This is a genomic window from Streptomyces paradoxus (assembly GCF_014202475.1).
GTDB classification, from domain to species: Bacteria; Actinomycetota; Actinomycetes; order Streptomycetales; family Streptomycetaceae; genus Streptomyces; species Streptomyces paradoxus.
Genome location: NZ_JACHGV010000009.1, coordinates 183,026 through 201,836 on the forward strand (window position 1 = coordinate 183,026; position 18,811 = coordinate 201,836).

General features: G+C 71.5%; 20 protein-coding genes. 9 read left to right on the plus strand and 11 right to left on the minus strand.

The genetic code is table 11. From position 1 onward, the window contains the following. Window positions 1-10: 10 nt before the first annotated feature. From HNR57_RS27780 to HNR57_RS27790, 3 genes are all read right to left on the minus strand, one after another. Entirely contained in the window at window positions 11-589 is a 579-nt protein-coding gene (locus HNR57_RS27780) for a TerD family protein (protein ID WP_033310696.1), read from the minus strand. Window positions 590-728: 139 nt separating this feature from the next. Beyond that, complete coding sequence (gene uvrB, locus HNR57_RS27785; RefSeq protein ID WP_184564083.1) at window positions 729-2,870, minus strand: excinuclease ABC subunit UvrB; 2,142 nt, start codon at window positions 2,868-2,870, stop codon at window positions 729-731. 40 nt (window positions 2,871-2,910) lie between these two features. Further along, window positions 2,911-3,777, minus strand: a complete 867-nt coding sequence (locus HNR57_RS27790) for an MHYT domain-containing protein (RefSeq protein ID WP_184564085.1) — start codon at window positions 3,775-3,777, stop codon at window positions 2,911-2,913. Window positions 3,778-4,066: 289 nt separating this feature from the next. Here HNR57_RS27790 and HNR57_RS27795 point away from each other — a divergent pair, with 289 nt between their 5' ends. Beyond that, entirely contained in the window at window positions 4,067-4,939 is an 873-nt protein-coding gene (locus HNR57_RS27795; RefSeq protein ID WP_184564087.1) for a glycerophosphodiester phosphodiesterase, read from the plus strand. Between the two features lie 53 nt (window positions 4,940-4,992). Further along, on the plus strand, window positions 4,993-5,547 hold the full coding sequence (locus HNR57_RS27800; protein ID WP_184564088.1) for a methylated-DNA--[protein]-cysteine S-methyltransferase: 555 nt from the start codon (window positions 4,993-4,995) through the stop codon (window positions 5,545-5,547). A 20-nt stretch (window positions 5,548-5,567) separates the two neighbouring features. Here HNR57_RS27800 and HNR57_RS27805 read toward each other — a convergent pair whose 3' ends face one another. Beyond that, window positions 5,568-5,996, minus strand: a complete 429-nt coding sequence (locus tag HNR57_RS27805; protein WP_184564090.1) for a VOC family protein — start codon at window positions 5,994-5,996, stop codon at window positions 5,568-5,570. Between the two features lie 108 nt (window positions 5,997-6,104). Between HNR57_RS27805 and HNR57_RS27810 the strand changes: the two genes are divergently transcribed. After that, window positions 6,105-7,013 carry a pseudouridine-5'-phosphate glycosidase gene (locus HNR57_RS27810; RefSeq protein ID WP_184564092.1) on the plus strand — a complete coding sequence of 303 codons (909 nt, stop codon included), beginning with the start codon at window positions 6,105-6,107 and terminating at the stop codon, window positions 7,011-7,013. Continuing rightward, complete coding sequence (locus tag HNR57_RS27815; RefSeq protein WP_184564094.1) at window positions 7,010-7,990, plus strand: carbohydrate kinase family protein; 981 nt, start codon at window positions 7,010-7,012, stop codon at window positions 7,988-7,990. Before HNR57_RS27810 ends, HNR57_RS27815 begins: the two co-directional genes overlap by 4 nt. A gap of 75 nt (window positions 7,991-8,065) precedes the next feature. Here HNR57_RS27815 and HNR57_RS27820 read toward each other — a convergent pair whose 3' ends face one another. After that, the gene (locus tag HNR57_RS27820; RefSeq protein WP_184564096.1) at window positions 8,066-8,857 is read right to left on the minus strand and encodes a methyltransferase; all 792 of its coding nucleotides are present in this window, start codon (window positions 8,855-8,857) and stop codon (window positions 8,066-8,068) included. A 299-nt stretch (window positions 8,858-9,156) separates the two neighbouring features. Between HNR57_RS27820 and HNR57_RS27825 the strand changes: the two genes are divergently transcribed. Beyond that, a complete protein-coding gene (locus HNR57_RS27825) occupies window positions 9,157-10,284 on the plus strand; it encodes a magnesium and cobalt transport protein CorA (RefSeq protein ID WP_184564098.1) in 1,128 nt (375 codons plus the stop codon). A gap of 56 nt (window positions 10,285-10,340) precedes the next feature. Here HNR57_RS27825 and HNR57_RS27830 read toward each other — a convergent pair whose 3' ends face one another. After that, entirely contained in the window at window positions 10,341-10,769 is a 429-nt protein-coding gene (locus HNR57_RS27830; RefSeq protein WP_184564100.1) for a CBS domain-containing protein, read from the minus strand. A 192-nt stretch (window positions 10,770-10,961) separates the two neighbouring features. Then, the gene (locus HNR57_RS27835) at window positions 10,962-11,603 is read right to left on the minus strand and encodes a nucleoside/nucleotide kinase family protein (RefSeq protein ID WP_184564102.1); all 642 of its coding nucleotides are present in this window, start codon (window positions 11,601-11,603) and stop codon (window positions 10,962-10,964) included. A 123-nt stretch (window positions 11,604-11,726) separates the two neighbouring features. Here HNR57_RS27835 and HNR57_RS27840 point away from each other — a divergent pair, with 123 nt between their 5' ends. The 3 genes from HNR57_RS27840 to HNR57_RS27850 all read left to right on the plus strand — a co-directional run bounded on the left by HNR57_RS27840 (window position 11,727) and on the right by HNR57_RS27850 (window position 14,706). Beyond that, window positions 11,727-12,425, plus strand: a complete 699-nt coding sequence (locus HNR57_RS27840) for a DUF2293 domain-containing protein (RefSeq protein WP_184564104.1) — start codon at window positions 11,727-11,729, stop codon at window positions 12,423-12,425. A gap of 176 nt (window positions 12,426-12,601) precedes the next feature. Beyond that, on the plus strand, window positions 12,602-13,081 hold the full coding sequence (locus HNR57_RS27845; RefSeq protein ID WP_184564106.1) for an anthrone oxygenase family protein: 480 nt from the start codon (window positions 12,602-12,604) through the stop codon (window positions 13,079-13,081). A gap of 134 nt (window positions 13,082-13,215) precedes the next feature. After that, window positions 13,216-14,706 carry a glutamate synthase subunit beta gene (locus HNR57_RS27850; protein WP_184564108.1) on the plus strand — a complete coding sequence of 497 codons (1,491 nt, stop codon included), beginning with the start codon at window positions 13,216-13,218 and terminating at the stop codon, window positions 14,704-14,706. A 26-nt stretch (window positions 14,707-14,732) separates the two neighbouring features. Here HNR57_RS27850 and HNR57_RS27855 read toward each other — a convergent pair whose 3' ends face one another. Then, window positions 14,733-15,218, minus strand: a complete 486-nt coding sequence (locus HNR57_RS27855; protein ID WP_184564110.1) for a carboxymuconolactone decarboxylase family protein — start codon at window positions 15,216-15,218, stop codon at window positions 14,733-14,735. Window positions 15,219-15,265: 47 nt separating this feature from the next. Here HNR57_RS27855 and pdxR point away from each other — a divergent pair, with 47 nt between their 5' ends. Beyond that, on the plus strand, window positions 15,266-16,678 hold the full coding sequence (pdxR, locus tag HNR57_RS27860; protein WP_184564112.1) for a MocR-like pyridoxine biosynthesis transcription factor PdxR: 1,413 nt from the start codon (window positions 15,266-15,268) through the stop codon (window positions 16,676-16,678). Window positions 16,679-16,701: 23 nt separating this feature from the next. On the opposite strand, the gene HNR57_RS27865 is transcribed toward pdxR, so the two are convergent. From HNR57_RS27865 to HNR57_RS27875, 3 genes are all read right to left on the minus strand, one after another. Further along, entirely contained in the window at window positions 16,702-17,514 is an 813-nt protein-coding gene (locus tag HNR57_RS27865) for an SAM-dependent methyltransferase (protein WP_184564114.1), read from the minus strand. A gap of 80 nt (window positions 17,515-17,594) precedes the next feature. Further along, window positions 17,595-17,849: a DUF397 domain-containing protein gene (locus HNR57_RS27870; RefSeq protein WP_033310663.1), complete on the minus strand. Its 255-nt coding sequence runs from the start codon at window positions 17,847-17,849 to the stop codon at window positions 17,595-17,597. Next, entirely contained in the window at window positions 17,850-18,710 is an 861-nt protein-coding gene (locus tag HNR57_RS27875) for a Sco1979 family transcriptional regulator (RefSeq protein ID WP_184564116.1), read from the minus strand. Window positions 18,711-18,811: the final 101 nt, after the last annotated feature.

Genomic DNA, 18,811 nt, shown 5'->3' on the forward strand with positions numbered 1-18,811 from the left:
GGCGCCGCGCTCAGAGCACCGGCAGGATCGCCGGCATCAGGTCCTGGAAGGTACGGCCGTTGGCCGGGTTGCCCAGGGCCGTCATCGTCCAGCCCTGGCCCGTGCGGTGGACCTTGGCCATGATCTGGGCCGTGTACTGGCCGCCGCCGGCGAGCGTGTAGCGGGCGAGCTCCTGGCCGTTGGTCTCGTCGACCAGGCGGCAGAACGCGTTCTGCACTTCCTGGAAGGTCTGGCCGGTGAAGGAGTTGACGGTGAAGACGATCTGGTCGATGTGGACCGGGACCCGCGCGAGGTCCACGAGGATCGCCTCGTCGTCGCCGCCCTGGCCGACACCGCCGACGAGGTTGTCGCCGGTGTGGCGCACCGAGCCGTCGTCGCTCACCAGGTGACGGAAGAAGACGACGTCGACCGGCTGCTTGTCCGCGAACAGGACGGCGGAGGCGTCGAGGTCGATCTCTCGCGTGCGCGAGCCGAACAGGCCGCGCCGGGGAGCCGCCTGCCAGCCGAGACCCATGCGAACCGCGGTCAGACTGCCACCGTCGTTCTTCTGCAGACTGATGGCCTGACCCTTGGTCATGTTGACGGTCACGCGCTGATTCCCCTCTCGAACGTCCCCTGTTGCCGCGTGGTCGCGGTTGACCAGAACCCTACGCAGGGGCACTGACAGCGACGTACCCTGCTCCGCACTTTGTGTCGGTCTTGCAACACTGCGCGTACGCGGCACGCTGTCAGGCCAGGCCCGCCTCCTTCATCTGACGCAGTTCCTTCTTCATCTCGGAGACCTCGTCGCGCAGCCGGGCCGCGATCTCGAACTGGAGCTCCGCGGCGGCCGCCCTCATCCGTGCGGTGAGCTCCTCGATCTGCCCGGCCAGTTCGGCCGCGGGTCGGTCGGTCGGCACGGTCTCCGCGGCCTTGCCCTTGGCCGACTTGCCGCTGCCGGCCGCCGCCTTGCCGAGGGAGGGCACGGGCGCCTTGGTGCCCCCGCCGTCCTTCTTCGCCTTGCGGTAGCCCGAGCCGAGCAGCTGCTCGGTGTCGATGTCCTCGCGGGCGATCTGGGCGACGATGTCGTTGATCTTCTTGCGGAGCGGCTGGGGGTCGATGCCCCGCTCCGTGTTGTACGCGATCTGCTTCTCGCGGCGCCGGTTGGTCTCGTCGATGGCCTTCTCCATCGCCGGGGTGATCTTGTCGGCGTACATGTGGACCTGTCCGGACACGTTGCGCGCGGCGCGGCCGATGGTCTGGATCAGGGACGTGCCCGAGCGCAGGAAGCCCTCCTTGTCGGCGTCCAGGATCGCCACCAGCGACACCTCGGGCAGGTCGAGGCCCTCACGCAGGAGGTTGATGCCCACCAGCACGTCGTACTCACCGGCGCGCAGTTCACGCAGCAGTTCGACGCGGCGCAGGGTGTCGACGTCGCTGTGCAGGTAGCGGACCTGGATGCCCAGCTCCAGGAAGTAGTCCGTGAGGTCCTCGGCCATCTTCTTGGTGAGCGTGGTGACCAGGACGCGCTCGTCCTTCTCGGTGCGCTGCCGGATCTCGTGCACCAGGTCGTCGATCTGGCCCTCGGTGGGCTTGACGACGACCTCCGGGTCCACGAGGCCGGTGGGGCGGATGATCTGCTCGACGAAGCCGTCCGAGCGGGACATCTCGTAGTTGCCCGGGGTGGCCGACAGATAGACCGTCTGGCCGATGCGCTCCTGGAACTCCTCCCACTTCAACGGGCGGTTGTCCAGGGCGGAGGGCAGCCGGAAGCCGTGGTCGACGAGGGTGCGCTTGCGGGAGGCGTCGCCTTCGTACATGGCGCCGATCTGCGGGACGGTGACATGGGACTCGTCGATGACGAGGAGGAAGTCGTCCGGGAAGTAGTCCAGCAGGGTGTTGGGCGGGGAGCCGGGGACGCGGCCGTCGAAGTGCATCGAGTAGTTCTCGACGCCCGAGCAGCTGCCGATCTGGCGGAGCATCTCGATGTCGTACGTGGTCCGCATGCGCAGGCGCTGGGCCTCCAGCAGCTTGCCCTGCTTCTCCAGCTCCGTCAGGCGCTCGGCCAGCTCCTTCTCGATGTCGTTGACAGCCCGCTCCAGGCGCTCGGGGCCTGCGACGTAGTGGGAGGCCGGGAAGACGTAGAGGTGCTCGTCGTCGCTGATGATCTCGCCGGTGAGCGGGTGCAGCGTGGACAGCGCCTCGATCTCGTCGCCGAACATCTCGATGCGGACGGCCAGCTCCTCGTAGACCGGGAAGATCTCGATGGTGTCGCCGCGGACACGGAAGGTGCCGCGGGTGAAGGCCATGTCGTTGCGCGTGTACTGGATGTCCACGAAGCGGCGCAGCAGCTCGTCGCGGTCGATCTCCTCGCCGACGCGCAGGGGGACCATGCGGTCCACGTACTCCTGCGGGGTGCCGAGGCCGTAGATGCAGGAGACCGAGGCGACCACGACGACGTCGCGGCGGGTGAGCAGCGAGTTGGTCGCGGAGTGGCGCAGGCGCTCGACCTCCTCGTTGATCGAGGAGTCCTTCTCGATGTAGGTGTCCGACTGCGGGACGTACGCCTCGGGCTGGTAGTAGTCGTAGTACGAGACGAAGTACTCGACGGCGTTGTTCGGGAGCAGCTCGCGGAACTCGTTGGCCAGCTGGGCGGCCAGCGTCTTGTTCGGCGCCATCACGAGCGTGGGGCGCTGGAGCTTCTCGATCATCCACGCGGTGGTGGCGGACTTGCCGGTGCCGGTCGCGCCGAGCAGTACGACGTCCTTCTCGCCCGCTTGGACGCGCCGGGCGAGGTCGGCGATGGCCGTCGGCTGGTCGCCGTTCGGCTGGTAGGGGCTGACGACCTCGAAGGGCGCCACCGTGCGTTCGATCTTTGAAACGGGCCGCATGGGTTCCACCGTACGACCCCGCACTGACAACGGGCTCTGATCAGCGGTTCTGCGGGGTACGGGACCCTCGGTGCTCCACGGTGCGGCGGGGGCGGAACCGCAGGCGGCCGGCGGAGTGGCGGACGTGGGTGTGGGCGGGGATGCCGGGCTTCTGCTCGACGGGGGCGACGGTGGGTTTGCCCATGACCATCAGCGGGTCGAACATCACCACGACGGCCGCGAGGAGCAGGAAGGCGAGCGGCCCGATCAGCATGGGTGCCAGCAGGGCCGCGGGCGACTCTCCCGACGCGGGTGCGGCCGTGCCGTGCAGATGGACGCTGAGGGCGGCCATGCCGGTGTAGTGCATGCCGCTGACGGCCAGGCCCATGACGAGGCTGGCGCCCACGCTCCACACGAAGCCCCTGACCTGGCCGGCGGCCCACAGGGCGGCGGTGGCCGCGCCCATGGCGATGGCGACCGAGATGCCGACGGTGACGGTGTTGTACTCCAGCTTTCCGTCCAGGCTCATGCTGGCCATGCCGAGGTAGTGCATCGACGCGATGCCGAGGCCCGTGATGGTGCCGCCGGTGAACAGGGCCGTACCGCGCGCTCCCTTGTAGCCGACGATGAAGATCCCGACACCCACCATGACGATCGCGACGGCCAGGCTCGCGAAGGTCATCGCCTTGTCGTAGTGGATCGGGGTCCCGCGGACCGTGAATCCCATCATCGCGACGAAGTGCATGGTCCATATGCCGGAGCCGATGGCGGCGGAGCCGAGCGCGAGCCAGCCGGGGCGCCAGGAGTGGGAGACGAGCATCGATCTCGTGGTGCAGCGCAGACCCAGAGCGCCGCCGAGACAGGCCATGAAGTAGGCCACGAGGGGTGTGACCAAGCCATAGCTGAATCCGTCGATCGTGCCCTGCATGCGCGGCTGCCCTTCCCGCCCGTTTGCGTCCCGGAATTCCCGATGTGCGCCCCCTCCCAGGACCGCACGAGCGGTCAGGGTTGACGCAGAGAGTATGACCCCCACCGGAATGGTCGAACGACTTTCCGGCAAAGAAACACGCCCCTGTCGCAGTTGTGCGGTAGCAGTGAGCGGAGTTGGGAGATCCCCGTTCAACGTGTGGTCATCCTGTACCCCTCTGGCGTTGACCCTCTGCTGTCACAGTTGTGCTGTCTGTGATGTCGCCGATCGCTCGTCGCGAGGAGTACGCATGCACGCGCGCGCTGTTGCCGCCTCCACCACCGCACTCCTGGGGACCGCAGTCCTGCTGTTCCCCGCCTCCCCCGCGCGGGCCGCGGGAGGCGGCGCCTCGCCGCTGGTCATCGCCCATCGGGGTGCCTCCGCGTACGCGCCGGAGAACACTCTGGCCGCCGTGGACAGAGCGGCGGAACTGGGCATCCGCTGGGTGGAGAACGACGTGCAGCGGACCCGGGACGGCGAGCTGGTCGTTCTCCACGACGACAACCTGCGGCGCACCACCGACGCCGAGGAGGTCTTCCCCGGCCGGGCTCCCTGGAAGGTGAAGGACTTCACCGCCGCGGAGATCGCCCGGCTGGACGCCGGCAGCTGGTTCGGACCCGCGTACGCGGGCGCGCGCGTGCCGACGCTGGAGCAGTTCGTGCACCGCCTGGAACGGCATCACCAGAAGCTCCTTCTGGAGATCAAGAATCCGGAGCTGTACCCCGGCATCGAGCGGCAGACGCTGAAGGTCCTCAGCAACGAGGGCTGGCTCGACCGGTCGCATATGGCGGGCCGGCTGATCGTGCAGAGCTTCAGCGCGGACAGCGTGCGGACCGTGCACGAGCTGAAGCCCGGCGTGAAGACGGGCCTCCTGGGCACTCCGCGGGTGTCGGACCTGTTCGACGTCGCCGAGTTCGCCGACCAGGTCAACCCCTCGCACGGCTCGCTCTCACCGGCCTACGTGTCTGCCGTGCGGGCGTTCGACGGACCGCACGGCAGGCGGATGGAGGTCTTCGCCTGGACGGTCGACGACGCCAGGACGGCCCGGCGGATCGCGGGGTACGGGGTCGACGGGATCATCACGAACAAGCCGGATGTGGTGCGCAAGGCCGTGGGCGGCTGATCCGGCGTTCCGGCAGGGCGGCGTTGTCAGTGCCGGGTTCTACTGTGGGGCGCATGGACAGCCAAGGGCAGGGCGGGCCGCGGGTCGTGTGGGCGGTCGTCGAGAGCGGAATCGGGCCGCTGCTGCTGGCCGCGAGCCGGGAGGGCCTGATCAACGTCGTGTTCCACGCCACGGACGCCGTGCGGGACCGGGCGGTCGAGCGGCTGGCCTCGCGCCTGGGCACCGAGCCCGTCGAGGCGCCCGGCTCCCCGCTGCTGGCCGAGGCGATACGCCAGGTCGAGGCGTACTTCGCGGGTGAGCGACGCGACTTCGACCTGCCGCTGGACTGGTCCCTGATCTCCGGCTTCAACCGGGAGGTCCTGCGCGAACTGGCCTCGGGCGTGCCGTACGGAACGGTCGTCGGGTACGGCGACCTGGCCGGGCGGGTCGGTCAGCCGGGCGCCGCCCAGGCCGTGGGCATGGCCATGGGCGCCAATCCGCTGCCGGTGGTGGTGCCCTGTCACCGGGTCGTCGAGAGCGGCGGCGGAATCGGTGGCTTCGGCGGCGGCCTGGAGACCAAGCGGAGGCTGCTCGCCCTGGAAGGGGTGCTGCCCGAGCCGCTCTTCTGAAGCGGAGAGCCACGGCCCGGTCAGTCGTAGTGCCTGGCTTCGAAGACGTTGCCGTCCGGATCCCGGAAGTAGAAGCTGCGTGTGGCCTCGCCCCGGGCTCCGAAGGAGTCGTGCGCGAGGTCGGACACCGGTACGGCGTATTCCGCCAGCCGGCTCAGAAGGGCGTCGAAGTCGTCGCGGGGCAGCGACAGGCAGACGTGGTTGACCGGGTGTCCCGCACTCTCGGCGGAGCCGGGCAGCATCGTCATGCGCTCCGCGAAGCTCAGCGGCATGAGGTCGAGGATGGTCTCGTCGTTGACCCGCACGGACGGGAAGGGCACCTCACCCGCCGCGTATGCGGCGAGCCTGACGGCTTCCAGGCCGACGGCCTTCTCGTAGAAGTCGGCGGCGGCGAGCGGGTCACGCACCCAGAGGACGACGTGGTCGAGACGAGGTATGTGGTCCGTCATGCACTCCAGGCTGGTGACGACGCCGTCGGCCCGCAAGGGTTTGGCCCGGCGCGCCGCCCGCCAGAGATGAGGGTGGGGAACGACTGACCGACGACAGGAGGCAGGCTCGTGGTGCTGGTGGTGTCCGAGGAAGTGCGGGAGGCGATCGACGCGCGCCGGCCGGTCGTGGCCCTGGAGTCCACGATCATCGCCCACGGGCTGCCGCGGCCGCGCAATCTCCAGGTGGCGCTGGAGCTGGAGACGGCCGTCCGGCAGGAGGGCGCGGTGCCCGCCACGATCGCCGTGCTGGACGGGCGTCCTCACGTGGGCCTGGACAAGGAGCAGCTGGAGCGGGTCGCGAACGAGGACGGGATCCGCAAGCTCGGCCACCGTGATCTGCCGCTCGCGGTGGCGTCCGGGGCGAGCGGGGCGACCACGGTGTCGGCTACCGCGGCGCTGGCGGCGCTGGCGGGCGTGCGGGTCTTCGCGACGGGTGGGCTCGGCGGGGTGCACCGGGAGTGGACGGCGACGCAGGACGAGTCGGCCGACCTGGGGCTGCTGGCGCGCACACGCATCACGGTGGTGTGCGCCGGGGTGAAGTCGATCCTGGACGTGCCTGCGACCCTGCAGCGGCTGGAGACGCTGGGTGTCGCGGTGGCCGGCTATGGCACGGACCGGTTCCCCGGCTTCTACCTCTCCGACTCGGGGCATCCGGTGGACTGGACGCTGGGTACGCCGGAGCAGGTGGCGGGCGTCATGGTGGCCCAGGACGCCCTCGACGGGCCGGGATCGGCGCTGATCGTCGCCAACCCCGTCCCCGAGGAGGAGCAGCTCGATCCGGACCTGCACGCACGCGTGCTCGCGGACGCGTTGCACGCCTGTGAAGAGCAGCAGATCACCGGTCAGGCGGTCACGCCCTTCCTGCTCGACTATCTGGTGCGGCACACGGACGGCGCCTCCCTGAACGCCAACCTGGCGGCGGTACGCGGCAACGTGCGCCTGGCGGCGCGGATCGCGGCGGCCTGGGTCCGGGGATGACTGCGGACGGCCGGCTCGGGCGGGGAGAGGGAACGGTCCCAGGAGGAACGGACTCGGGGGGTACGGGCGGGGCGGCAGGCCGCGGGCTGCTGGTCGTCGGGGACGTCATCACGGATGTCGTCGCGCTGCACGCGGGGCCGCTCGCGCCCGGCACGGACACGACTGCGTCGATCCGGACGGTGGCGGGCGGCGCGGGCGCCAACGTGGCGTGCTGGGCGGCCCACCGGGGAGCGGCGGACGTACGGCTGCTCGGGCGGGTCGGGAAGGATGCGGCTGCCTGGCACGAGCGGGAGCTGGCCGCCCAGGGGGTGCGGCCGCAGCTCGTGGTCGACCCGCTGGCGCCGACCGGAACGGTGATCTGCATGGTCGACGGGGGCGCCGCGGCGGAGCGGACGTTCCTCACCGACAGCGGCGCGGCGGTGCGGCTCGAACCCGCGGACTGGTCGGACGGGCTGCTCGACGGCGTGGCCCGCCTGCACCTGTCGGGCTACCTGCTGTTCTCCGAGTCGGGCCGGGCTCTGGTGACGGTGGCCCTGAAAGCCGCCCGCGCGCGTGGGGTGCCCGTGAGTCTGGACCCGGCTTCGGCCGGCTTCCTCGCGGAGCTGGGCGCCGAGCGGTTCCTGGCGCTCGTCGAGGGCGTGGACGTACTGCTTCCCAGCCGGGACGAGGCGCGCCTGCTGACGGGGCTGGCGGACGCGGCCGAGGCGGCGGCCGAGCTGAGCCGGCGGGTGCCGCTGGTCGTCGCCAAGCAGGGCCATGAGGGGGCACTCGTGGCCCGCTCGGGGGAGGTGAGTGCGCGCGTCCCGGCCGTACCCGCGACACCACGGGACACGACAGGAGCCGGTGACGCCTTCACCGGTGCGTTCCTCGCCGCCCTGCTCGCGGGTGCCGGGCCGGAGGACGCAGCGGCGGAGGGCTGCCGGGCGGGCGCGCGAGCGGTGGAGCGGGTGGGCGGCAGACCGCCCCTGCCCAGCTGACGGTTGCTGCCCGGCCGACCACCCCTGCCCAGCTACCCACCCCTGCCCGGCTGACCATCCCCGCCGCTCCCTCCGCTACTGCTTCCGCCCCCATGCCGAGATCATGGGCGCCGTCGTCAGATCGAGCGCACCGGACGTGACATTCACCAGGTGCCGGTCGATCTCCTGGTCCGTGGCGAGGCCCGCCGTGACGAGCTGGTCGCGGATCTGCCGGATCGTCACGGACTCCAGGGCCGCACAGGCCGGCGAGGCGAGGGGGAAGTAGGCGTCGGCCTGGACCCGGGCCAGTCCGGCGTCCCGCAGCAGCCGCGGCAGGGTGCGGCCGCACGGCAGGTCGGTCCCACGATCGGCGAGCAGACTGCGAAAGCCCTGCCGCAGCCGGTTCGCGAGCTGCTGCTCGGGGCCGTACTCGTCAGGGCAGAGCAGGGGCTGAAGGGCGGGGTCGGCGTCCTCGACAAGGAGGCGGCCGCCGGGGCGCAGCGCCTTGGCCATGGAGCGCAACGCCCGTTCCCGGTCGGTCACATGAACGAGGGCGAGGCGGGCGTGCACCAGGTCGAAGCCCTCCCCCGGCGGGTCCTGCGCGCCGAGGTCGTGGACCTTCACCTCGACGGGTGGCCGGGCCGCGGAGGCGAGCCGTGAGGTGTCGGTGTCGGTCGCGACGACGCGTCCGGTGGGGCCGACCTTCTTCGCCAGCCAGGACACCACGCTGGTACCGGCGCCGACCTCCCAGCACCGCCAGCCGGATCCGACGCCGAGCGCTTCGAGGTGCCGGAACGTCGTGGGATCGAAGAGAGCGGCGAAGGCGCTGAAGTGCTCTGCCGCCTCGGTCTGCCGGTTGTCGAGGAGGTACCCGTCGGTTCGCGTCATGTCACGATCATCCCAGTTATCCGACTTATCCGTACTCGTCGACTCTCCGGCGCGGGGACCGCTTCGTCACGGAGACCCGCTTCGTCACGGAGACCCTTGCGCTCCCTTGCCGAGAACCGCCCGGCACGGGAATGCGTCGATGCAGCAGGGCCACAGGCCCGGGAACGTCGTCCGTCCACAGCCGGGAACCAAGCGGAATGAGTCGTATCCACAGGCTTACCCGCAGCTCACGCGGGCCTGGCAGACTGGCGCGGCAAGGCGCGGGAACGGCGCGAGAGGGTCCACGCAAGGAGATCCGGATGTCCATGGCAGGGAATCTGCGGAAGGTCACGAGCCTCGGCGGCGTCGGCGGCCTGCGCAAGGTGGCTCGGCTGGCCCGGCGGCGCCCGCGCGTCGACCTGAGCCACCCGGCCCGGTCCCCGCTGGGCTCCTCGGTGGTGAACTGTGTGACGTACCGGGATGGCGTCCGCACCCCCGCGCGCGGCGATCTGGTGGACACCGTGCAGCGGGTGCGCAAGAGCCGGGAGGGCTTCGTCTGGCTCGGTCTGCACGAGCCCACCGACCAGGAGTTCGCGGGCATCGCCGAGCTCTTCGACCTGCACCCGCTGGCCGTCGAGGACGCGATCGAGGCCCACCAGCGCCCCAAGCTGGAGCGCTACGGCGAGACGCTGTTCGCGGTGTTCAAGACGGTCTGTTACGTCGAGCACGAGGAACTGACGGCCACCAGTGAGGTGGTCGACACCGGTGAGATCATGCTGTTCGTCGGCGCCGACTTCGTGATCACGGTGCGGCACGGCCGGCACGGCTCGCTCGGCCCGCTGCGCGAGGAGCTGGAGTCCGATCCCGGCCAGCTGGCCAAGGGCCCGTCGGCGGTGCTGCACGCGATCGCGGACCACGTGGTCGACGACTACCTGACCGTCACGGACTCGGTGCAGGGGGACATCGACCAGGTCGAGACGGACGTGTTCTCGGAGTCCGGCGCGCGGACCGACCCGGGGCGCATCTACCAGCTCAAGCGTGAACTGCTGGAGCTGAAGCGGGCGGTGGTGCCGCTCAGCCGGCCGCTGGAGGATCTCGCCACCCGGCCGATCCGGGCGGTCGACCCGGAGATACAGGCGTACTTCCGCGACGTCTCGGACCATCTGCTGCGGGCGAAGGAGCAGATCGCCGCCTTCGACGAACTGCTCAACTCCATCCTGCAGGCGCACCTCGCGCAGGTCACGGTCGCGCAGAACGAGGACATGCGGAAAATCACGGCGTGGGCCGCGATCGTCGCCGTGCCGACGATGGTGTGCGGGGTCTACGGCATGAACTTCGACCACATGCCGGAGCTGCACTGGCGGTACGGCTACGGCATGGTGATCGGCGTGATATCCGCCGCGTGTCTCGCCCTGTACCGGGGTTTCCGGCGCAGCGGCTGGCTCTGATGCGGGCCGGGACCCGCACAGGGTCTCCGGAGCGCCGGTGGGCGTGATCCGCGAGGTCAGTGCATGGCGGTAGTGGCGTAGACGCTCTGCGCCCAGGAGGCGATCTGGTCCTTCGCGAGGTGCCGGGCCAGGTCGGCTTCGCTGATCATGCCGACCAGGCGCTTGTCCCGGATCACGGGCAGCCTGCGGATCCGGTGCTCCCCCATCTCGCGGAGCACCTCGCCGACATCGGCGTCCGCGTCGATCCAGCGGGGCGTTCCCTTGGCCATCTCGCCCGCGGTGACCCGGGCGGGGTCGTGACCCATGGCCACGCAGCCGACGACGATGTCGCGGTCGGTGAGGATGCCGCAGAGGCGCTCGTTCTCGTCGCTGATGGGCAGGGCGCCGACGTTCAGTTCGCGCATGAGCTGGGCGGCGCGGTCGAGGGTTTCGTGGGCGGGGATCCACTGGGCGCCGCGGTGCATGATGTCTCCGGCGGTGGTCATGGAGTACCTCCCGGTGCCGGACGGCCGGCGCGGCGCGGGAGGCACCGCGAGTCCCGGCGCCCCTCATTCTCGCCGGGCCACCGGATGCCCGCACACGGAAGCCCGTACCGGAGCCCACCGGAGCACCCACCCGGCCAGTACCCGCCCCCGGCAAGCCCGGCACCCGTCCGGCGCCGGACGGCGGGCCCTGGCTCAGCCGCCCCACGCCGGACGGCGCGGATCGTCGGCCCGCACCAGGACGTCCGCCGTCCCCACCGGGTCCGTCTCCCGCTCGTAGCGCTCGAAGGCCGGGAGGGTCCAGTGCTCGGCCTCGGGGGTGCGGCGGCGCAGGGCGCCCGGGGAGAGGAGGACGTGGACGCTCAGATCGAAGGGGAACCAGTGCCGAAGGAGGAAGGGCCCATGCAGCAACAGCACGCCGCCGGGCGGGAGTTCGACGTAGGGGCTGCGGGTCGCGCGGTCGGCGGCCGGGTCCCACAGGTCGGGCAGGACGCGGCCGTCGCCGTCCGCTTCGAGCGGGCCGAACACCTCGCGCCACAGGGCGCCGGTGTCGTACCAGCCGCCGTAGTAGGCCTCGACGTCCTGGTGGCCGTACTCGAGCCGTACGGAGGCGGGGCGCAGAAAGCCCTCCGTGCCCACGACGAGCGAGGAGCGGCCGCGTACGCGCAGCGCCTCACCGACCCGGTGGGCGAGGTCTCCAGGGCGGGCGGCGGGGGCGCCGTCGAAGGCGATGCGCGGCCAGGGGCTGCCGTCGGCGGGCTTCAGGTCGAGCAGGCGCTCGGCGAGCAGGTCGCCGAGCCGTTCCCAGGTGATCGCTTCGAGTCGCACACGGCCCATGATGCGTCAGGCCGGGGCAGAAGGTGTCCCGCCCGCGGGGGCCGGGAAGAGGTGGCGACCAGACCGCCAGGGTCCGTCATGTCGTGCGCAGTTCGCGCTGCCGTCAGGGGGAATGAATCCCCTATGGTCCCCCGTTCGACGCTCCCGCCTCTCACCGGACTTCTCGTCTTCCAGCCCCTCAAGCGGCGGTACTGCGCCGAGTGCCGGCGTGGACCGCTGCCGCTGCTCGTCCTCGAAGACCGGGCCCCACGCTGTCTCGACTGTGCCGATCTCGGGCATCTGGTGTTCCTGCCGAGCGGCGACACCGCCCTGACGCGCAGATCGCGGGAGGAGAGCACGCTGTCGGCGGTGGTCGTGCGGTTCAACCGGCGCAAGAGCCGGTACGAGCGGCAGGGCGTTCTGGTCGAGGAGGCGGCGCTCGCGCGGGCCGAGCAGCGGTGCCTCGCGGACGCCGAGGCACGGCGGCGGCGCCGGGTGCGGGACGCGCGGCGGCGGGCGGCTCAGGACGCCCTGTTCGCCCAGGCGTTCGCGGCGGAGATACGCCGGCTCTTCCCCGGGTGCCCGGCCGCTCGGGCGCGGGCCATCGCCCTGCACGCCTCGGAGCGGGGCAGCGGACGGGTGGGCCGCAGCGCGGCGGGGCGCGCGCTGACCGAGGGGGCGGTGACGTCGGCGGTCGTGGCGTCCGTACGGCATCTGGACACGCCGTACGACCGGCTGCTGATGAGCGGCGTGCCCAGGCACGAGGCGCGACGGCGGATCTCGGCTGCGGTGGCGACGGTGCTGCGGGGGTGGACGGAGGCGGGGCTCGGTTCCACGGGGTGACGTGAGAGGCCCCGGGGCATTGGGCCGCCGATCCGACGACTCGGCCGTTCGACGGCCCGTGGACGTTCGCTTATGGCGCCGCGCCGTACGGCCATGGTCACTGTGCCCGTACGGGAATTCACTAGGGGCGAGGAAGGGTGCCGGGCGGGGTTCCGGCCAGACGGCGGGAGAGACAGATGATCAGCGGACCGTACTTCGTGCTGACGGTGCTGGGGGTGCTCGGGACCGGCCTGGTGGCCGGGGTGTTCTGCGGGTTCTCGACCTTCGTGATGCGGGGCCTGGGCATGCTGCCGCCCGCGCAGGGGGTCGCCGCGATGAAGGCGGTCAACGTGGCGGCGGTGACTTTGCCGTTCATGATCGTGTTCCTGGGGTCGGCCGTGCTGTGCGTGGTGATCGCCGTGGTGACGTTCGTGCTGTGGCCGGCCGAGGGGACGGTGGAGCTGCTGGTGGGCAGCGCTCTGTATCTGTTCGGGTCGTTCGGGCTGACCATGGTCGCGAACGTGCCGCGCAACGACGCCCTGGCCGAGCTGGAGCCGGGCACCCCGGAGGCGGCGGCGTACTGGCCGGTGTACCTGCGCGAGTGGACGCTGTGGAACCACGTCCGGACGGCGGCCTCGGCCGGGGCGGCGCTGGCGTACGTGCTGGCGCTCACCTGACGCCCGTGCCACGCGGCGGACAGGCACCGGCCGGGAGGCGGACGTATCGTGGCGAAAAGAGCGCCGCCGACGAGTGAGAAGAGCGCCGCCCGACGACGCACGGCCTGTCACACGCGCACGCAAGGAAGACGGCCATGGCAGATCCCAAGGGTTTCATGACCACGCCCCGCCAGGACTGGCCGCGTCGGCCGGTGGAGGAACGGGCGCGGGACTGGGACGAGGTCTACGTCCCCGGGGCACTGCTGCCGATCATCAGCAAGCAGGCCGACCGCTGCATGGACTGCGGCATCCCCTTCTGCCACGACGCCTGCCCGCTGGGCAATCTGATCCCCGAGTGGAACGACCTGGTGTCCAGGGAGGACTGGCGGGCGGCCGCCGACCGGCTGCACGCCACGAACAACTTCCCGGAGTTCACCGGCCGGCTCTGCCCCGCGCCGTGCGAGGCGGGATGTGTGCTGGCCATCAACCAGCCGGCCGTCACCATCAAGAACGTCGAGTGCGCGATCGCCGACCGGGCCTGGGAGGAGGGGTTCGCGCCGCCGAGGCCGCCGGAGCGGCTGTCCGGCAAGACGGTCGCGGTGATCGGTTCGGGCCCGACCGGGCTGGCCGCGGCGCAGCAGCTGACGAGGGCCGGGCACACGGTCGCCGTGTACGAGCGGGACGACCGGCTCGGCGGGCTGATGCGGTACGGCATTCCCGCCTTCAAGATGGAGAAGCACCATCTGGAGCGGCGGCTGGAGCAGATGCGGGCCGAGGGGACGAAGTTCCGGACGTCGACGGCGGTCGGGCGTGACATCGGGGCCGACGAGCTGCGGACCCGCTACGACGCCGTGGTGCTGGCCACGGGAGCGACCGCGTGGCGTGAACTCCCGGTGCCGGGGCGGGAGCTGACGGGTATTCATCAGGCGATGGAGTACCTGCCGCTGGCCAACCGGGTGCGCGAGGGTGATATGGAGACGTCCCCGCTGTCGGCGGCCGGGAAGCACGTCGTCATCGTCGGCGGCGGCGACACCGGGGCGGACTGCCTGGGCACGGCCGTCCGGGAGGGCGCCGCGTCCGTGACCCAGCTGGACATCTACGCGCTGCCGGACGCGGAGCGCGACGAGGACGCCGAGCCCTGGCCGACGTACCCGATGCGGGTCTACCGGCTGTCCGCCGCCCATGAAGAGGCCCGTGACCTGCGGACCGCCCCGGTCGCGGACGCGGATGCGCGCCTGTTCGCGGCGTCCACGCTGCGCTTTGACGGCGACGCGCAGGGGCGGGTGCGCTCGCTGCACCTGGTCGAGGTGGACGCGCGGCGCCGTCCGATGGAAGGCACGGGCCGGACGCTCCCCGCCGACCTCGTGCTGCTCGCCCTCGGCTTCTCCGGGCCCGACCGGGAGGACGGCCTCGTCGACCAGCTGGAACTGGAGTTGGAGCCGCGCGGGACGATCGCGCGGGACTCCGGGTTCGCCACGAACGTGCCCGGGGTGTTCGCCGCGGGGGACGCGGCCCGGGGGCAGTCGCTCATCGTGTGGGCGATCGCCGAGGGGCGGGCGGTGGCGGCGGCCGTCGACCGTCATCTCACGGGCAGTGCCCGGCTGCCGGCACCGATCGGGCCGTACGACCGGCCCATGGCGGTGTAGCGCCCGGCCGCCGGGTCTCCCGGACGTCAGCGCTCGTCCGTCCCCGCGACCTTCCCCGTCGACAGCGCCACCCGGTTCCATGTGTTGATCGTGCAGATCAGGGCGAGCACCTGGGCCAGTTCCCGCTCGTCGAACAGTGCGGCGGCCCGAGCGTAGACGTCGTCCGGAACGCCGGCGTCGGCGACGAGGGTCACCGCGTCGGTGAGGGCGAGAGCCGCCTGCTCCCGCTCGGTGAAGAAGTGACGGGCCTCGCGCCACACGGCGACCATGTGCAGCCGGTCCTCGCTCTCGCCGGCCTTGCGGGCGTCGCCCGTGTGCATGTGCAGGCAGTAGGCGCAGTGGTTGAGGTGCGAGGAGCGGATCTGGATCAGCTCGACGAGGGCCGGGTCGATGCCCTCACGGGCGGCGGCGTCGAAGGCGACGAGGGCCCGGAAGGCCTTCGGGGCCGACGCGCCGAACTCCAGCCGGGCGGATGTCGCGTGGGTGCTGCTCGTGTTCGTGGTCGTCGTCATGCCCTTCAACCTACGAGCCGGAAAGACCCGCTGTAGGGTGCATTTCCATGGGGACATCGTGGGTCAATTCCGCGGAGCGGATCGGGTCCGACCTGCATCTGGAGCTGACCGGGCCGGGCGGCCGGCGGGCGGCGCTGATCAGGGCCCTGCGCGAGGCCGTACGCAGCGGACGGCTCGCTCCGGGCACGCGGCTGCCGCCGTACCGCTCGCTCGCGGCGGACCTCGGCGTCGCCCGCAACACGGTGGCGGACGCGTACGCGGAGCTCGTCGCGGAGGGCTGGCTCACCGCCCGGCAGGGCTCCGGCACCCGGGTCGCGGAGCGCGCCGAGCCGCTGCGGCCCGCCGCTCGCGTGCCCAAGAAGGCACCGCCGCGCGCGCGTGGCCCCCGGCACGATCTGACGCAGGGCACGCCGGACGTCTCGGCGTTCCCGCGCACCGCCTGGCTGGCCTCCTACCGGCGGGCCCTGCAGCAGGCGCCCAACGAGGTGTTCGGGCCGGGCGACCCCGCCGGCCGGCCGGAACTGCGGGAGGCACTCACGGAGTACCTGGCACGCGCGCGTGGCGTGCGGACCGAGCCGGGCCGGATCGTGATCTGCTCCGGCTTCGCGCACGCACTGCGGCTGCTGTTCGGCGGCGGCGTCCTGCGCGGCCCCCTGGCGGTGGAGGCGTACGGGCTCGGGTTCCACCGGCAGGTCCTGGCCGCGGCCGGGGTGCGGACGGTACCGCTCCCCCTCGACGAACACGGCGCGCGGATCGACCGGTTGGCGCGCGAGCGGGCCGTGCTGCTCACGCCGGCGCACCAGTTCCCGACCGGCGGCCCGCTGCACCCCACGCGCCGGACCGCAGTGATCGACTGGGCACGCGCGCGTGACGGGCTGGTCCTGGAGGACGACTACGACGGGGAGTTCCGCTACGACCGCAAGCCGGTCGGCGCCGTCCAGGGGCTCGACCCCGAGCGCGTGATCCACATCGGCTCGGTCAGCAAGAGCCTGTCGCCGGCGGTGCGGCTGGGCTGGATGGTCCTCCCGGAGCGGTACGTGGACGCGGTCCTGGCCGTCAAGGGAGAGCGCGAGGCGTGGGCGAGCGTCCTCGACCAGCTGAGCCTCGCGGACTTCATCGCTTCGGGATCGTACGACCGTCACGTACGCCGGATGCGGCAGCGCTACCGCGGCCGCCGGGACCGGCTCGTCGCGGCGCTCGCCGAGCACGCACCGCACATCGAGGTCACCGGCGTCGCGGCCGGGCTGCACGCCGTGCTGCGGCTGCCGCCGGGAACCGAGGCGTCCGCGGTCAAGGCCGCCGCCTGGCAGGGCATCGCCCTCGACGGCCTCGCCGCGTTCCGGCACCCGGACACGGACATGCCGGTCGGTGACGGGCTCGTCGTGGGGTATGCGACCCCCTCCGAGCACGCCTACGGGCCGGCCCTGGAGGCACTGCGCGGTGCGCTGCCGCCGCCATGACCGACCCGGGGGCTCCGTGAGTGCTACGGCTTGCGCCCCACCGCCCCGTACCCCGGGATCACTCCGTCGTCCTGCCCAGGCACGGGCTCGCCCAGCTCGGGGTGCCAGCGGTGGGGCACCTCGACACCGGGCTCGACGAGGTCGAGGCCGTCGAAGAAGCGGGTGAACTCCTCGCGGGAGCGCAGGGCCAGGGTGACGCCGGCGGCGCGCAGCTTCTCGGTGGCCGCCTTCGACTCCTCCGGGGTGAAGTCGGCGGTCGCGTGGGTCATCACCAGGTGGCTGCCGGAGGGCAGTTCGGCGAGCAGCCGCCGGACCAGGTCGTGGGCGCCGTCCTCGTCGGGGACGAAGTGCAGCAGCGCGACGAGCGACAGTGCGACGGGCCGGGTGAGGTCCAGGACCTTCCTCGCGCCCTCCAGGATGGCGTCCGGGTCGCGCACGTCGGCCTGGAGATACTCGGTCGCGCCCTCGTCCGTGCCGCGCAGCAGGGCCGCCGCGTGGGCCAGGACGATGGGGTCGTTGTCGCAGTAGACGACCCGGGCGCCGGGCGCGGTCTCCTGGGCGATCTGATGGAGGTTGGGCTCGGTCGGGATTCCGGTGCCGATGTCCAGGAACTGCCGTACGCCACTGCCGGCCAGCCAGCGTGTGGCCCGGTGCATGAACGCGCGGTTGACCCGGGCCATCACCGGCACCCGCGGGTCGAGGGTGAGCATCTGCCGGCCCATCGCCTCGTCGACCGGGTAGTTGTCCTTGCCTCCGAGGTACCAGTCGTACATCCGCGCGGGATGGGGTCTGGTCGTGTCGATCTGGACGGCCGACGTGGGGTCCTGCCCGGTCATGAGGCACTCCGTAAGGCGCAAGGTGTGGTCAATTCAGCACCAGATTAGGAGAGTTGAGGCCAGAAAACGGCACGTACGCATCAGGACAGCAGGAAGTCCGCCTCCCCCGACTTCGCCCCCTCGATGAAGGCCGTCATCTCGTCGGTGGTGTAGATCAGCGCCGGGCCGTCGGGGTCGGTGGACTGACGGAGGGCGATCCGGCCGTCGGCGAGCTTCATCGCCTCCAGGCAGTTGCCTCCGTTCCCGCCGCTCCACGGCTTGTGCCAGCCTTCGCTGCCCAAGTCACGCGCGGGCATGCCGTTGTAGACGTGTTTGCGCGGCTTGATGCGATCCATTCACAGCTCCTTGCGGAGATCCCGGAGGATCTCCTTCGTGCGATGTGCCGTAGCGGCCTGCGCCGCCATGCGGTCCATGACCTCCAGGTGGGTCGCCACCTCGGTGCGCGCGTCGAGATAGACCGCGCCGGTCAGGTACTCGCTGTAGACCATGTCCGGAAGTTCGGGCACGGCGAATCGGAACAGCACGAACGGCCCGTAGGTCCCCGGGTGCGGCCCATTGGCGAACGGGGCGATCTGCAGCGTCACGTTGGGCAGCTGCGTGGCGTCGAGCAGCTTGTCGATCTGGGCACGCATCACCTCGGGGCCGCCGGCCGGGCGACGCAGCGCGGTCTCGTCCATCACGACCCACAGCCGGGGCGCGTCCTCGCGGGTGAGCAGGTCCTGGCGCCGCATGCGCAGGGCGACATGGCGCTCGATGTCCTCGGGCCGGGTCTGGCCGATGGCGCCCGACCGGAGCACCCCGCGCGCGTAATCCTCGGTCTGCAGCAGCCCGGGGACGAAGTGGGGCTCGTAACTGCGGATGACGCTCGCCGCGCCCTCCAGGCTCACGTACATCGAGAACCAGCCGGGCAGGATGTCGTGGAAACGCTGCCACCAGCCGGGCCGGTTGGCCTCCTCGGCCAGCCGGACGAAGGCCTCGGCCTCCTCGTCGGAGATTCCGTAGGCCTTGAGGAGCAGTTGCAGATACGGGATTTTGAGGGCGACCTCGGCCATCTCCATACGGCGGACCGTGGCGGGGGCGACACGGAGGATGCGCGCGGCCTCCTCACGCTTCATGCCCGCGCGTTCCCGCAGGTCCAACAGGCGTCGGCCGAGCACGACCTGACCGACCGTCGGTGCGGACCGCGGTTCACTCACGCTCCACCTCCACGAAGAGTTCTGACGAGCCGGCCACAAAGGAACGCTGACAGCCCGGCGGCGCCATTCGAGGACCTTTTCGAAGAGCTGATCCGAACAAA